Genomic DNA, 13,538 nt, shown 5'->3' on the forward strand with positions numbered 1-13,538 from the left:
CGGCCCCTTGGCACTTAAAAAACTACGCAGATTCTGTTTTATTAAACCATCTTGATGTTACTTTTTCTTCCAATGGTTCGGCATTCTCTGTAAAGGTTCTCAAATCACCAGCACCTACAATATCAACTCCGCTGGGAACAAATAAAAAAATTTCTCCATTCACCTTTTTGGCAGAACCGTTTAAAGCAGAAGATACACCACTAGCATAATCTAAAATACGCTGAGCTTCTTCCGGATGAACCTGAGAAAGGTTAACAATTACAGGTTGTCCATTTTTTAAGTGATCTGCCACTACTTGCACATCAGTAAATGTTCGAGGCTGCGTAGATATGATTTTGCTATTCGGAGATGCTGTAATAGCTGTTAATTCAGTGCGAGCACTTTTATTAAGGCTTTGAATTGGTGCTTTAACTTCTTTAGGTGAAGACAGTTCAGGTGCCTTTTCGCTATCTTCTACTTCTTCAAATCCAATAAAACCAAGAAACTTGTCTAGAAATGACTTAGACAACCTAAACTCTCCTTTCGGCATATCCAATGATATAAGTACCAGAAGTTACATAGATAGACTACATTTTTATTATGCGGAAATATTTGCTAATTTTCTATAGGACCATTGTCCTATTTCCTTATGAAGTTTTTCCTTTTTCATGGGCAAACTAAAATTAAAGGAGGTATTGAAAATGGGTGACTATCTTGTAACACTTTTTGTATCGCCTTGGAATAAAACAGGTTGTGATGAAGCGAAGGAATTTCTAGAAAGCAAAGGAATTCAATACGTAGAGAAAAACACACAGGATCATGGTGCCCGTGGTGAACTTATTAAAAAAACTGGCGGCCTTGACACTCCTACTATCATGGCAAATGGACATACTGTAGTAGGATTCTTACCAAACAAATGGAATCACTTACTTAGTGAAGAACCTTTAGAACTTACCTAGTTTAACAGGCGGGAAGTTCCCCGCCTGTTAATTTCCATAGCCCTAAGAAACAACTCTAAATAATTATAAATAAATATAAAAATAAGCTATCACAAAAAAGGAATTTGTATTTTTTTAGCGAATCATGGGTATTTGGAAATTGATCTAGCATATCCTATCTAGTCTTACTAAGTGGTACTGCTGGAACACTAAGGAGGCAGTGAAAATATGGGCACCGTAACAGTTCTTCGCCATCCACTGGCAGATGAACAGCTTCAGTTAATAAGAAATAAAGAAAGTGATATTTCAACTTTTCGAAACGCCATTACACGTTTAGGTGGTTTATTGGCCATTGAGGCCACCAAAGATTCACCCACTAAAGAAGTTAGGGTAACCACTCCAATGGAAGTTGAAACAACAGCATTAGCTTTAGAAGACGAAAAAATACTGTTAGTACCTATTCTTCGGGCTGGCCTGGGACTAGTGGAAAGTTTTCTTAATTACTTACCCAAAGCCAAGGTTGCCCATATAGGCATGTCTCGGGACCATGATACCCTTCAAGCTAAGCTCTACGTTAATAGCCTACCCAAAAATTTAGGAGACTTTAAGCAAATTATGGTTCTAGATCCGATGCTGGCCACCGGAAACAGTTGTGTTAAGGCCCTTGAAGTATTAGCAGAGTTTGGAGCCGACACTTCTAAAATCAAAGTAGTTTGCGCCTTTGCCGTCAAAGAGGGGTTAGAACAAATCGAGCAAAAGTACCCTCAAGTTAATGTAGTGACAGGAGTTATTGATCCATTACTTACCAATATTGGATATATATCCCCGGGTTGCGGAGATGCCGGAGACAGGTTATACTTACTCTAATGAAAAAAATAATGTTAATAATTAACACCTTTAAATTAGTACAGAGAGACTAATAAGGTTGCGGCTAACAGGATAATTATATTCCTATAGTTATTTAGCTCCTTACAGTACTCTGTAAGGAGCTTATTTTTTTAAAGGCATAAAATTAAGGAGGAATTTAAACAATGGCAAAACGCGAAATCCAGGTGGAAGAAAAGCTCCCCTTGCTCCAAACTTTACCCCTAAGTCTGCAGCATTTGTTTGCAATGTTCGGTTCAACGGTTTTGGTACCGATTTTGTTCAAAGTAAACCCTGCTACAATTTTACTTTTTAATGGTATAGGAACGCTCTTTTACCTTTTTATTTGTAGGGGTCGTATCCCTGCATATCTAGGTTCCAGTTTTGCCTTTATTTCACCTGTTTTTGCAGTATTAAGTAAATATGACTATAACACCGCCCTAGGTGGTTTTATCGTTGTAGGTTTTATTTTCTCTGCTGTTGCTCTTTTAGTTGGTGCTGTAGGTACAAAATGGATTGACGTGTTTTTCCCACCCGCTGCCATGGGGGCAATTGTTGCGGTAATTGGACTTGAATTAGCTCCTGTTGCCGCTCAAATGGCTGGACTTGCCTCTGCTGACCCTAATAACTATGTAGCTGATCCAAAGGTAATTACTGTATCATTATTTACACTAGGTGTAACTATTTTAGGCAATGTAGTATTCCGTGGTTTTCTGGCCATCATCCCAATCTTGGTTGGTATTATTTCTGGATATGTCCTCTCTGCCTTCATGGGCCTGGTAAATACTGAAGCCATTGCCCAGGCTAGTTGGTTTGCCATGCCTACTTTCTACCGTCCTGTTTTTGATATTAATGCCATTATGATTATTGTTCCCGCAGCCCTGGTGGTAATTGTTGAACATATAGGTCACCTATTTGTAACCAGTAATATTGTCGGTCGTGATTTATCAAAGGATCCTGGCTTGCATCGTTCTCTTTTAGGAAACGGTATCTCTACTATGTTCTCTGGTTTCTTTGGCTCCACCCCCAACACAACCTACGGAGAAAACATTGGTGTTATGGCCCTAACCAAAGTTTATAGTACTTGGGTTATTGGCGGTGCAGCGATTATAGCCATTATTCTCTCCTTTGTCGGAAAGCTAGCTGCAGCCATTCAAAGTATTCCTACTCCGGTTATGGGCGGTGTCTCTTTACTGCTCTTTGGTGTTATCGCTGCTTCTGGTATTCGTATGCTGGTAGAAGCAAAGGTTGATTACAGTAAAGCCTCTAATCTAATTTTAACTTCTGTTGTGCTTATCATCGGCGTAAGTGGTGCACAGATACAACTAGGTGCTGTTAGTCTAAAGGGTATGGGCCTAGCAACAGTAGTTGGCATGATTTTAAGCCTCTTCTTCCGTCTACTGGAAACTGCCAACATTAGTAACGAGAAAAGTAATTAGCTTTTAGCCATTAGCTTTTAGCTTTAGTCTTTGACTAATGGCTAACGGCTAATGGCTAATCCACTTCACATCGTGACAAATCTTTATGCATGGTTTTTTTAAAGTTGTTTTGTCGCCGCACCTCTTTTACCAACATAAAAATAATGATACTACTTAGTATAGCTGCAGTACCCAGCATTAGATACGCCGCTATTGTAGGCAGTAAAAGCTGTTTAAAGATAACAGCCGTTCCAGCGAGGGTAAGAGTTACCCCAAAATATAATCTTATTTTCATTCCCGTAGCATAAGCCGTGGCAACTGAACCAATTTGAGCTCCGACGGCTGCTCCAACAACCATTACCATAGCTCCGATAATTTCTACTTTCCCCGCCATCGCGTAGATATACGCCCCCCATGAATTGGTTATCAAGATAGCAAACAAATCCGTACCCACGGCCATTACTGTAGGCAACCCAAGAAAATAAATAAGTACCGGAACTCTAATAAACCCTCCACCAACCCCTAAAAACCCTGAAATAAACCCACTGGTAATACTTAAAAAGACTACTACCCAAATGGATATACCATAAACATTGGACGTAGGAAAATTAATAAATGGTCCTACCTTAATTTTTCTTATCCATTTAGAAAGTTCGGACCTTGCTGCTTCAGCTTCCCATTGCTGTTTTTCGTTTAGCCTACTATAAAAGAAGTATTCCCGGATCATAAAAATCCCCAGTGCAAAGAGAATCACAATGTACACCATTCTAACAATAGGTCCTGCTTGACCCAGCTTCTCTAAATACAAAATTGATTGTTTTCCTAAGGAAACACCAGCCATACCCAATAGACCCATAAATAACCCTAGCTTAAAATCTACATGCCTAAGCAAGGAATGTTTAAAAGTCGCTACAATTGATTTACCAAAAATATGCGCTATGTCCGTACCAATTGCAAAGGCCATAGGAAAGCCAATGATATTTAGAGCAGGAGTTACGATAAAAGCTCCTCCAATACCAAAAAACCCCCCCAATACACCAACAAAAAAACCTAGAAATAACAAGGCCCAGCCGTTAACATCTGCATTAGCTATGGGCAAATGTAACAAAGTAGTCCCTCCATTCCTACTCTCCCTTAATCCCCAATACCCTAAGAATAATTTCAGTAAAGAGCCCTACCCAAACACCAACCACAGACATTAAAGTAACCACAATTAACCCATATTGTGCTTTATTCATTTGGTAAATGGCTATAATATACTCATTTATTGCATCAATCATCTCATTCACCAACTCTTTAGTCCTTGTAATAACTTTTGGTTATCACAAATTTTGGTATCAATCTTTATTGCCTCATGTCTAATTTTTTTAATTTCAATTATTTTATGATGATAGTGACAACTATTTTTTGTGAAATCCATGTACCCAATGCATTTTTATTCATTTGTGGTGACAATTTAGTGATTTTATTCACTTTTGAATTTATATCTTTTTGTTAAGTATAGAAACACTTTCACATTTGTTTTTCACCGCCATGCTAGCATATTTAACTATTGTTTTCAAGTTTTTCTTAGTCATGTCATAGTTAAATAATATTATTTTTAAGTTCTTTTTATAAATAACTTTAATATATTTTTTATCAAAACCATTAAGAATTTGACAATGTATTTCTTTCAATTGATTTCTAAACGTGATATAATTCACTAAAATATGACTTGTTGGAGGTGAATGTTCTTGGTCTGGTTTAAGGCAGGTCCATTGTTTGAAGACTCTGAACAGTTAGCCAAAATGTATAATGATAAATGCACTTCGGCAGCCAAGGCTGTTTCCATTATTTCCTCTGGTGATAATATTGTGGTTCCACCAGGTGCAGCAGAACCTGAATTGTTAATGGAGGCACTGGCCAATCGAAAAAGCGAATTAAAGGACGTTAGAATTCATCAGATGCTACCATTACGGGAGGCTAGTTATCTAAAACCTGGCATGGAAAAACATTTTCGCCATGTATCTTGGTTAACTAGTAGTGTAGTTAAAAGAGGTGTTAAGGAAGGTCGTGCCGGGGTTATGCCCGGATATCTATTTGAATATCCGCAATTTATCAGAGACATGGAAGTTGATGTATTCATAGGTACTGTTTCTCCTATGGATGAACATGGCTATTTTAGTTTTGGGGTTTCCGTTGACTATACCATCGCTGCTGCAGGTTGTGCCAAAAAGGTAATTCTAATGGTAAACCCAAATATGCCTAGGACAATGGGTTATAGCTTTATTCATATTTCCCAAGCTGATTTGATTGTTGAGGATAATACGCCTCTATTGGAAGTACCTAAACCAATACAGAGTAAGATTGATGCTAAAATAGGAGATTACGTGTGTCAAATTATAGAGGACGGTTCCACCATCCAACTAGGTTTAGGTTCTGTGGCTAATTCAGTGGCTCAATGTCTCAGTGTTAAGAAAGGCCTTGGAATTCATAGTCATTTTATCACAGATTCCGTTGTTGACCTGGTAGAATGCGGTGCTGTAACTAACCGCAGGAAAAATATTCATCAAGGCAAAATCATTTGTAGTTCCGCTGTGGGTACAAAACGTTTATATAAGTTCATTAATAACAATCCTATGTTTGAAATGCACGCAGTTTCTTATACAAATGATCCTATGATCATCGCAAAAAATAATAATATGATCGCTATCAATAGTGTAGAAGAAATCGATCTGTTAGGACAGTGTGCCTCAGAACCCATCGGCCCTAAATTATATTCTGGAACCGGTGAGCAAGTGGATTTCGCTAGGGGCGCAATGAATGCCCAGAATGGAAAAAGTATTGTTATTCTTCATTCTACACATAAGGGCAGAACAAAAATTGTGCCTGCTCTAGAAAGTGGTTCAGTAGTAAGCCTTAGCAAAAACGATGTTGATTATGTTGTCACGGAATATGGCGTTGCTAGACTTAGGGGGAAAACCTATCGTCAAAGAGCAGAGGCTCTCATTTCCATTGCTCACCCAGATCACCGGGACGGCCTAGCAGAAGCTGCAAAAAAATTCGGTCTAACTAGATAACAAAACAGCATTGCAACAGCATGCAATGCTGTTTTGCTATTGCCAAATTTGTTTTAATAGCTTTGCTCGTCTTTCCTGTTCCCTTCGCTGCTCAATAAACTCAAGTATCTGTGCCACAGTCAAAAGAATAATAGGTACCATAAATAAAGTTATGACAAGAACCGCCGAAAGAGAGACATCTTGAGATCCAATTGATAGTAAAGATGCTGGTTTGATACTTAATATCTGAGGAGTAGAAGCTATAATTTGATTATTCACCAAAGTCATGGCTGTAACCTTAAATGAGCCAAGGGGCATTCCCTCAATTAAAGGAATCTCTACTTGATATTTACTGCCTTCCCGCTTAACGACTCCTTGCCTTATGGCATAGAGACTATTAGCTTCTTTATTTTCTATGGCTATTTTAATATAATCCTGTTGATTCTTATTGTAGGCTTCGGGAATATCCTGCCGCATCCTTACCCATGCATCTGTTTTTATTTGTGCATAACCAGATGCTAATCCTAAGTTGTAACCATATTTTTCTTCCACCTCGTAGTCGATATTGGAGGTCAAGATCTGATAATATCCGGGCAAACCCTGAACCTCAGCTTCATTAAATTTAAGCAAGGATTGATCCTTAAAGAGACTGACCAAAACCGGTCGTTTAGGTCCTTGTAAATGAATGATAACGGGTGCATCCTTTGGCGCCTCGCCAAAGACTACAATTTTTTGCTTAGCGGGATCCAGACCAACCTCACACTGGTACTGAGAAAGCTCACAGGAAATGCTTGAAGCTAAACCTTGACCAGGAAATATCATCATAATTAGCATCAAGATTGCAAATACTCTCACCCTTGAGCACCTCCAAACCAACCAAGAAGATCCAGTGGAAAAATTTGTTGTATTAAACTGCTGTGGCTAGGATTACTTAACATAAGAGCCCATAGGGTAAAGGATGTAATAGCTACTAATAAGGCTGCCACAGGAATTGGATAAAGTTTCTTTCTAATTACAGTGGATAGTACCAATACAGTGACAGTTGAGCCCAGAAATACCCAAAGTAGAATCTGTAAATTTAACGGTATTACTAAAAACCCATTCCACATGGCAACCGACAACATGCCAGTAAAATTAAATACCATTGATGTTGCCACCGCCACCATTACCGGGATATCCAGGCAAATAATCAGTATCGGACAAACCAGGATTCCAGCAATGGGACCAAATATTTTTGCTGTATAAGCTAATAACAAGCCTAATAAAATGGGTACAAGACAAGAGATCTTGATTCCGCTGGCTGATAAATCTACTTTGCCAGGCAATCGATAAAGTACTTTAAGTATTTTCCTTCTATATTTATTTTTAGGCTTTGGCAGCAAAACAAAGGGACGAATTTTATAAATGGCTGCACCAATTATTAAAAGTAAATAGGGTACCAAAACCAATAAGCTTAAATCAGCAATTTCCCCGGTAAAAATAAGTCCAACCATTAAACCGATAATTAATAGAAACAGTAGTTTATAATCAACGTTCCCTGCCTGCCAATGTCCTACTGCGGCTGGGATAATAAGGGCTGCAAAATGGGCTAAACCAATAGGAATCGCCATTTCAGGTGGTAACCCAGTCATAACTATTAAAAGTGGAACAATTGTGTAAACACTTGCCTTACCTAACACCGGATATAACACACCACCTAGGATGCCAATTACCATGAATAAAATTGACCCTGAAAAGAAAATATCATCCATTTTTCTGAGCCTCCTACTCTGCAATCTTCTTATTGCTATAAACTAGCAATTTCTATGCCATATTAAAAACGTCTGATTAATTAGCTAAAAAAGATAAAAAACGGCTAGGTTAAGCCGTTTTTTATCTTTTTTAGCTACCTTTTGTGATGACAACAATGAGTCAAATCTACCCGTATGGGCAAAAATCACTCACCTATTCAATACCTAATTCCTTCATCTTTGCATAAAGTGATCTTCTATTGATTCCTAATACCTTGGCTGTAGTGGTGCGGCACCAATTATTCTCCTCCAAGGCTTTAATAATAATCCTCCGCTCAACATCGGCTACAATTTGCTTAAGAGGCAAATTCAAATCAGTTATACATACGCTTTCAGTGAGTATTTTTTTCTCAGCGGTTCCCAACTGAATATCCTCTGGTATTATGATAGATCCCCTAGCCATAATAATTGAACGTTCAATAAGGTTCTCCAATTCACGAACATTTCCTGGCCAATCGTAATCTTTTAACAGCTTAACTGCTTCTGTTGAAAATCCCTTAACATCTTTATTAAATTCTCTATTATATTTGGCAAGAAAGTGGGCAATCAGTGGTAAAAGATCTTCTTTTCGTTCCCGTAAAGGCGGTATTTCTATATTAACAACATTTAAGCGAAAAAAAAGATCCTCTCGAAATTCTCCTTCTAGAACGCTTTGTTTAAGTTTTCGATTGGTAGCTGCAATAATCCTAACATCCACTTGAATGGTCTTGGTTCCACCCACCCGATCAAATTCTTTTTCTTGAATAGCCCTTAGGAGTTTTGCTTGGGTGGAAAGGCTAATCTCACCTATTTCATCAAAAAATATAGTTCCCTCATGGGCCAACTCAAATTTTCCTATCTTATAAGAATTGGCACCGGTAAAGGCACCCTTTTCATAGCCAAATAATTCACTTTCCAATAAACTATCTGGCAAATTAGCACAATTTATTTTAATAAAGGCTTTATCTCTCCGGGAGCTATTATAATGAATAGCCCTAGCTACCAATTCTTTTCCGGTGCCACTCTCACCTTGGATTAAGACAGTGGCATTACTATCAGCTACTCTGCCAATATCCTTGTATACTTGCCTCATGCCAACGGAATTTCCTATAATGTTAACACCATTTGTACTAACCGACTCCAAGACTTGGGGAAAGGATGCAATTGTATCCGATTGGGCCACAGCCCTTTGGACAAGGTTTAAAAACTCATCTAAATCAAAGGGTTTAACAATATAATCAAAGGCCCCCAGCTTCATCGCCTTTATGGCTACATCTGTAGTACCAAAGGCTGTCATTAAAATAACCGGCGTATTTAATCCTGTTGACTTTATATAATCAAGCAAAGCAAAGCCATCTTTTTCAGGCATCCGAATATCAGTAATGAGAACATCTGGTTTTAAATTCATTAATTTTTCCTGGCACTGTTGGCCATTCACTGCTGTATCTACTTGATAGTTTTCCTCTGTGAGTACATCATAAAGAAACTGTCTAACGCTTTCTTCATCATCTACCACCAGAACTATCTTTTGTGTCATGTTCTAACCCCCTCTGAGGTCTTTCTGTTACTTCTATTGGTAATAAAATTCGAACCCTTGTACCCGTTCCCATTTGACTTGTTATTTCAATTTTTCCTCCCTGTGCCCTAATAATTTCATCAGCAATAGTTAATCCTAATCCTGTACCTTTGGCACGGGTTGAAAAGAAGGGATCAAAAACCTTTTCTAATAATTCCTCCGATATACCGCATCCCGTATCTCTAATCTCAATATAAACCATTTTATCGCTTAAGCTGAAGCCAGTATTTACTTCTATCTTACCGCCTTCTGGCATGGCCTGAACACCATTAAATATAATATTCATCAATACTTGTTCAATCTGGTCAGGATCTATACAAACAATTGGCAAATTACCCTCAGAATTAAATGAGATACAGATATTTTCTGAGTGGGTTTCCTCAAAAAAGTTTATCACCCTGCTAACCAATTGATTAATGGAAATCGCCTTTAGAACAGAATGTGAAGGTCTAGCAAAAAAAAGTAATTTATTGACAATCGAGTCTAATCTTCTGACCTCTCGATATATCGTATTTAGGGACTTTGTTGTGGGAGCTTTACTTTTCAGCCAAAATTGTATATATCCGCTAATAGAGGTTAAAGGATTCTTTATTTCATGGGCTACACCTGTAACTAGTTTCCCCAATGAAGCCAATCTTTCCTGCCTTCTCATTTGTTCTTCCATACGCATGCGAGCGGTAACATCGCGGCAACTCAGGACTGCTCCAACTACATTCTGATGGGCATCATATAATACAGATGTATTAGCCATCAACTGTATTTCTTGAAGTCCTGAAAATTTAGTTTTATATTCCTTACCTTCTTGCCCCTTTAAACAATTATCAAACAGATGTATAAGCTCAATATTATCAGGAAAAATTTCAGTATAGTGTTTATCCAAGATATCACTGGAAAATTGGAATATCTTGCGTGCTGTGGCGTTTACACTTACAATTCTGCCCTCCATATTGACTGCTATAATTCCTGCATTAATACTGGCCAATATAATTTCATTATAGTTATGAGCCCGAACTAATCGCGAAGCTAAGTCATTAATTGCCTTTGATATTTCTCCTAATTCACCCATAGTTGGTGGAATAACATAGGTAAGATCATTCTGCAATCTTTGTAGGCCTGTTTTTATATTTGCCACTGTGTCCAAATAGTTTTTTAAGAGAAAAAATGTACTACAAAGACCTAGCATAAAACCAAAAAAGATAACCGTATAGGCAAAACTCTCTGCCTGCAAGATCTCTTTATTGATCCCACCTAATCTTTCTCCGGCCCAAATTACCGCTTTAACCTGGTTGTTCTCTACCAGGGGATAAAATACCACCAATTTCTGGTTCCCTGCAGAACCTAAAACCAGCTCTAGGGGTTTTTGGGTTCGAATAACTTGATCAAAGGCATCCTTCCATTGAGCCTGTTCAGACCACTGTACTTCCTCGGAAACATCCAAAAAAAAGTCCTTGAAATCCATATAGGGTAAGTGACCATCCTGGCCCATTTGCACCAAGACAGCTTTCATCTCAGAAGAATAATAGCCTAACTCAATCCCCTGATACTTTTGAAACACCTTCATGACAGCCCCGGCTAATTCCCTATTAAGGGTTTTTATTTGTTCAACGCGATTTTTACTTAGGACTTCTTGTTTATTCATTAGTTGAGATATATTGGGGGGCACCCTTTGGCTAAGCTCTTCAACTGCCAAGGTCAAATTCTCCCTTTGTTCATCTAAAATCACTGGCGTACTATGGTTTACCATATAAAGCATAGCACCAATAATAAGCACAGGAAGCAATAGTAATATTGCAATTAACACCATTAGTTGATTTTTAAATTTATTAATCATAAATCATTCACCTTAATAAGTTTAATAAACTTATCTTAACATCTCCTACTTACCTAGCCAATTAGAAAAAATTGAGTTTCGCCAAGTATTTAGACGCACCCTTAAGGGCATAACCTAAAGGTCACAGGCAAGCAGGTGGAAACCTTAGTTTCTCTTATACTATCATCATTAGAAATTAATGACATCATCAGTCATTCATAATTGGGCAAAATAAACACTAAGGAGGTGATCACTTGTCCATAATTGATGAATATAAAAAGGGTGTCCAACATGAATTACCTGAAATTGAACATTATCTACACCGTCCAGTAGGTCATACACAACCCCGGGAAATCAAATCCCAAAAAGCTCAGTTAAAAAGTGTCCACCAACATGGTACTCAAAAGAGTGTTAAAATGGGTATGCATTACAAAACAGGTGTTAGAGATATGAAGCATAACATTAACCGGGATTAATTTTAAACCCCCACTTTCATAAAGTGGGGGTTTTCCTTGGGGTATTTAGCTTAAACCATCATGATTATTTTCCTCTTCACTATCATTGTTGACCTGACTGTGGAATATTTCTTTTAAAGTCATTTCTTCAACATCTTTCTCCCTAAAATCTGCTTGTCGCTCAACTTGAACCATCACATCCCGTACACCTCTGGCCCTGGTGGCAGCTTCAATGGCGTTGTTTATTTCTTCCTCACTATCTGAACGTCCTCGAAGATAAACAATACCACCAATACTCTCCGCGCCGATATTCTTTAAATTAACTCCGTTATTTTCTAACTCTTCATAAACTTCGGCAGTTACTTCACCATCATTAATTTGGCCATCGGTGCTGATGGTAACCCCGTTTTCAATACTTTTTATGCCTTGAACTCTGGAAACCAATTCGTGCAGCTGTCTTCTTTCATGTAGAGTATCCACAAAACCCATGAGATGGACTTCGCCCTTTTGCACTTGTACCTTAATACCATAATCCTTAAGTCCATTTGTTCTGTCAATTATTGATTGTATGTCTTTCTGTAGTTCCTTATCTTCAAACCTAGTCATTTTCTCATCTCCTTCGGGATAAGCTTAATGCTATTATTCCCCCAAAGATGAGAGCTATCAGTGAAAATTTATATTCATATCCTGCAAAATTCTTTTGAAGTGTCTAGTTCAAATATGCATTAGTATGGTACTAAAAATTATTTTAATTGGAATGGTTTCAGTCTCCCTTGGTCAACCACCACAGAATGGCCGTAGGCAGCCATGCTAAATACTTCTTCCGCCTCATTTAAAGGTACACCTTTTAACTCAACTTTTTTAAGATCACCTTCACCAACTCCCCGTAGGGCCAATTCATAAAGGTACTGAACTGCCTGGGGCATAAAGCCAAGTAATCTGGCACCTACCACATCAGTGGCCACAGGATCTGTACCAGCTATTACGATATCTGAATTGACAGGCTTACCCTTTGAGGGACCTGTACCAATCATTCCTTTATTACCACTTAAAATAGTAAGATCAATGGGGATTTTTTCTCCCATAGCAGCAATAAAACCATGCAGGCGTTCATGAATGCCCCTTTGGGTCTTCGGCCAACCGTGAACTTCTGCCGGTGGCCAGGACAAGGCGATATTTTTAATACCTAAAGAAACAGTTGCTTCTTCGTGTTGCTTTATTTGGGTAAAAGAAATTAATACATCAGCCTCTGTGATTAACTTATTAATGGGTGTGGAGGGCGGATATGGATGATTTAACTCTAGTTCTATATAAGGACCATAATTTGTGTCTACAAATTCCACCTGCTCCTGTTGTAAAACATCTTTATAACCCGTTTGTTCCATCACCTTTGGTGTTTGGTCGCCCCCAGAGCCACAGGCCACAACTATCCTACCGGGATTCTGTTTTTTAATAAATTTAATCAATTCACGTAAGGTTTCTGGTCCCACTACTGTACCTGTTTGAGGTGGTCGGGTATTTACCCAATTGGGTGTTATAACCACTGTATCACCAGATTTAAAAATTCTATTTACAGGAAGCATTTCAATAGCACGACATACAGCTTGTCCTTCCAATGGGTCCCTAGTTATTGCAACTACTGCTTGTTCAAGCTTTCTTTTTCTCATGGTTACCTCCAGTATTAAAGCTAT

At 38.3% G+C, this 13,538-nt stretch carries 14 protein-coding genes; 5 read left to right on the top strand and 9 right to left on the bottom strand.

Annotated elements, in window-relative coordinates:
• Window positions 1–22 precede the first annotated feature (22 nt).
• Window positions 23–508: a cell division protein SepF gene (locus ACYQ03_RS14915; RefSeq protein WP_459910715.1), complete on the bottom strand. Its 486-nt coding sequence runs from the start codon at window positions 506–508 to the stop codon at window positions 23–25.
• A gap of 172 nt (window positions 509–680) precedes the next feature.
• On the opposite strand from ACYQ03_RS14915, the gene ACYQ03_RS14920 reads away from it, so the two are divergent.
• The 3 genes from ACYQ03_RS14920 to uraA all read left to right on the top strand — a co-directional run bounded on the left by ACYQ03_RS14920 (window position 681) and on the right by uraA (window position 3,220).
• Entirely contained in the window at window positions 681–938 is a 258-nt protein-coding gene (locus ACYQ03_RS14920; RefSeq protein WP_459910716.1) for a glutaredoxin domain-containing protein, read from the top strand.
• A 207-nt stretch (window positions 939–1,145) separates the two neighbouring features.
• On the top strand, window positions 1,146–1,784 hold the full coding sequence (gene upp, locus ACYQ03_RS14925; RefSeq protein WP_459910717.1) for a uracil phosphoribosyltransferase: 639 nt from the start codon (window positions 1,146–1,148) through the stop codon (window positions 1,782–1,784).
• A gap of 164 nt (window positions 1,785–1,948) precedes the next feature.
• A complete protein-coding gene (gene uraA / locus ACYQ03_RS14930; protein WP_459910718.1) occupies window positions 1,949–3,220 on the top strand; it encodes a uracil permease in 1,272 nt (423 codons plus the stop codon).
• 55 nt (window positions 3,221–3,275) lie between these two features.
• On the opposite strand, the gene ACYQ03_RS14935 is transcribed toward uraA, so the two are convergent.
• Entirely contained in the window at window positions 3,276–4,307 is a 1,032-nt protein-coding gene (locus ACYQ03_RS14935; protein WP_459910719.1) for a sulfite exporter TauE/SafE family protein, read from the bottom strand.
• 16 nt (window positions 4,308–4,323) lie between these two features.
• A complete protein-coding gene (locus ACYQ03_RS14940) occupies window positions 4,324–4,479 on the bottom strand; it encodes an MFS transporter (RefSeq protein WP_459910720.1) in 156 nt (51 codons plus the stop codon).
• 453 nt (window positions 4,480–4,932) lie between these two features.
• On the opposite strand from ACYQ03_RS14940, the gene ACYQ03_RS14945 reads away from it, so the two are divergent.
• The gene (locus ACYQ03_RS14945) at window positions 4,933–6,258 is read left to right on the top strand and encodes an acetyl-CoA hydrolase/transferase family protein (protein ID WP_459910721.1); all 1,326 of its coding nucleotides are present in this window, start codon (window positions 4,933–4,935) and stop codon (window positions 6,256–6,258) included.
• A 36-nt stretch (window positions 6,259–6,294) separates the two neighbouring features.
• Here ACYQ03_RS14945 and ACYQ03_RS14950 read toward each other — a convergent pair whose 3' ends face one another.
• The 4 genes from ACYQ03_RS14950 to atoS all read right to left on the bottom strand — a co-directional run bounded on the left by ACYQ03_RS14950 (window position 6,295) and on the right by atoS (window position 11,413).
• Entirely contained in the window at window positions 6,295–7,092 is a 798-nt protein-coding gene (locus ACYQ03_RS14950; RefSeq protein ID WP_459910722.1) for a TIGR02186 family protein, read from the bottom strand.
• Window positions 7,089–7,988 carry a sulfite exporter TauE/SafE family protein gene (locus ACYQ03_RS14955; RefSeq protein WP_459910723.1) on the bottom strand — a complete coding sequence of 300 codons (900 nt, stop codon included), beginning with the start codon at window positions 7,986–7,988 and terminating at the stop codon, window positions 7,089–7,091. The genes ACYQ03_RS14950 and ACYQ03_RS14955 overlap by 4 nt, the downstream gene beginning before the upstream one ends.
• Window positions 7,989–8,181: 193 nt before the next feature.
• Window positions 8,182–9,543 (bottom strand): sigma-54-dependent transcriptional regulator, encoded by a 1,362-nt coding sequence (locus ACYQ03_RS14960; protein WP_459910724.1) that lies wholly within the window; start codon window positions 9,541–9,543, stop codon window positions 8,182–8,184.
• Window positions 9,512–11,413: a two-component system sensor histidine kinase AtoS gene (gene atoS, locus ACYQ03_RS14965; protein ID WP_459910725.1), complete on the bottom strand. Its 1,902-nt coding sequence runs from the start codon at window positions 11,411–11,413 to the stop codon at window positions 9,512–9,514. The genes ACYQ03_RS14960 and atoS overlap by 32 nt, the downstream gene beginning before the upstream one ends.
• 233 nt (window positions 11,414–11,646) lie before the next feature.
• Here atoS and ACYQ03_RS14970 point away from each other — a divergent pair, with 233 nt between their 5' ends.
• The gene (locus ACYQ03_RS14970; protein WP_459910726.1) at window positions 11,647–11,868 is read left to right on the top strand and encodes a hypothetical protein; all 222 of its coding nucleotides are present in this window, start codon (window positions 11,647–11,649) and stop codon (window positions 11,866–11,868) included.
• Between the two features lie 45 nt (window positions 11,869–11,913).
• On the opposite strand, the gene ACYQ03_RS14975 is transcribed toward ACYQ03_RS14970, so the two are convergent.
• Both ACYQ03_RS14975 and ACYQ03_RS14980 read right to left on the bottom strand, forming a co-directional pair.
• Window positions 11,914–12,453, bottom strand: a complete 540-nt coding sequence (locus tag ACYQ03_RS14975) for a BON domain-containing protein (RefSeq protein ID WP_459910727.1) — start codon at window positions 12,451–12,453, stop codon at window positions 11,914–11,916.
• A 137-nt stretch (window positions 12,454–12,590) separates the two neighbouring features.
• A complete protein-coding gene (locus tag ACYQ03_RS14980; RefSeq protein WP_459910728.1) occupies window positions 12,591–13,514 on the bottom strand; it encodes a DUF362 domain-containing protein in 924 nt (307 codons plus the stop codon).
• Window positions 13,515–13,538 lie beyond the last annotated feature (24 nt).

The sequence above is a fragment of the Desulfotomaculum defluvii genome, assembly GCF_054657375.1.

Excerpts from the sequence above, each read along its gene's own strand:
- ACYQ03_RS14940 (WP_459910720.1), bottom strand. The coding sequence starts at position 4,479 with ATGATTGATGCAATAAATGAGTATATTATAGCCATTTACCAAATGAAT.
- ACYQ03_RS14960 (WP_459910724.1), bottom strand. The coding sequence starts at position 9,543 with ATGACACAAAAGATAGTTCTGGTGGTAGATGATGAAGAAAGCGTTAGA.
- ACYQ03_RS14955 (WP_459910723.1), bottom strand. The coding sequence starts at position 7,988 with ATGGATGATATTTTCTTTTCAGGGTCAATTTTATTCATGGTAATTGGC.
- ACYQ03_RS14980 (WP_459910728.1), bottom strand. The coding sequence starts at position 13,514 with ATGAGAAAAAGAAAGCTTGAACAAGCAGTAGTTGCAATAACTAGGGAC.
- atoS (WP_459910725.1), bottom strand. The coding sequence starts at position 11,413 with ATGATTAATAAATTTAAAAATCAACTAATGGTGTTAATTGCAATATTA.
- ACYQ03_RS14975 (WP_459910727.1), bottom strand. The coding sequence starts at position 12,453 with ATGACTAGGTTTGAAGATAAGGAACTACAGAAAGACATACAATCAATA.
- ACYQ03_RS14920 (WP_459910716.1), top strand. The coding sequence starts at position 681 with ATGGGTGACTATCTTGTAACACTTTTTGTATCGCCTTGGAATAAAACA.
- uraA (WP_459910718.1), top strand. The coding sequence starts at position 1,949 with ATGGCAAAACGCGAAATCCAGGTGGAAGAAAAGCTCCCCTTGCTCCAA.
- upp (WP_459910717.1), top strand. The coding sequence starts at position 1,146 with ATGGGCACCGTAACAGTTCTTCGCCATCCACTGGCAGATGAACAGCTT.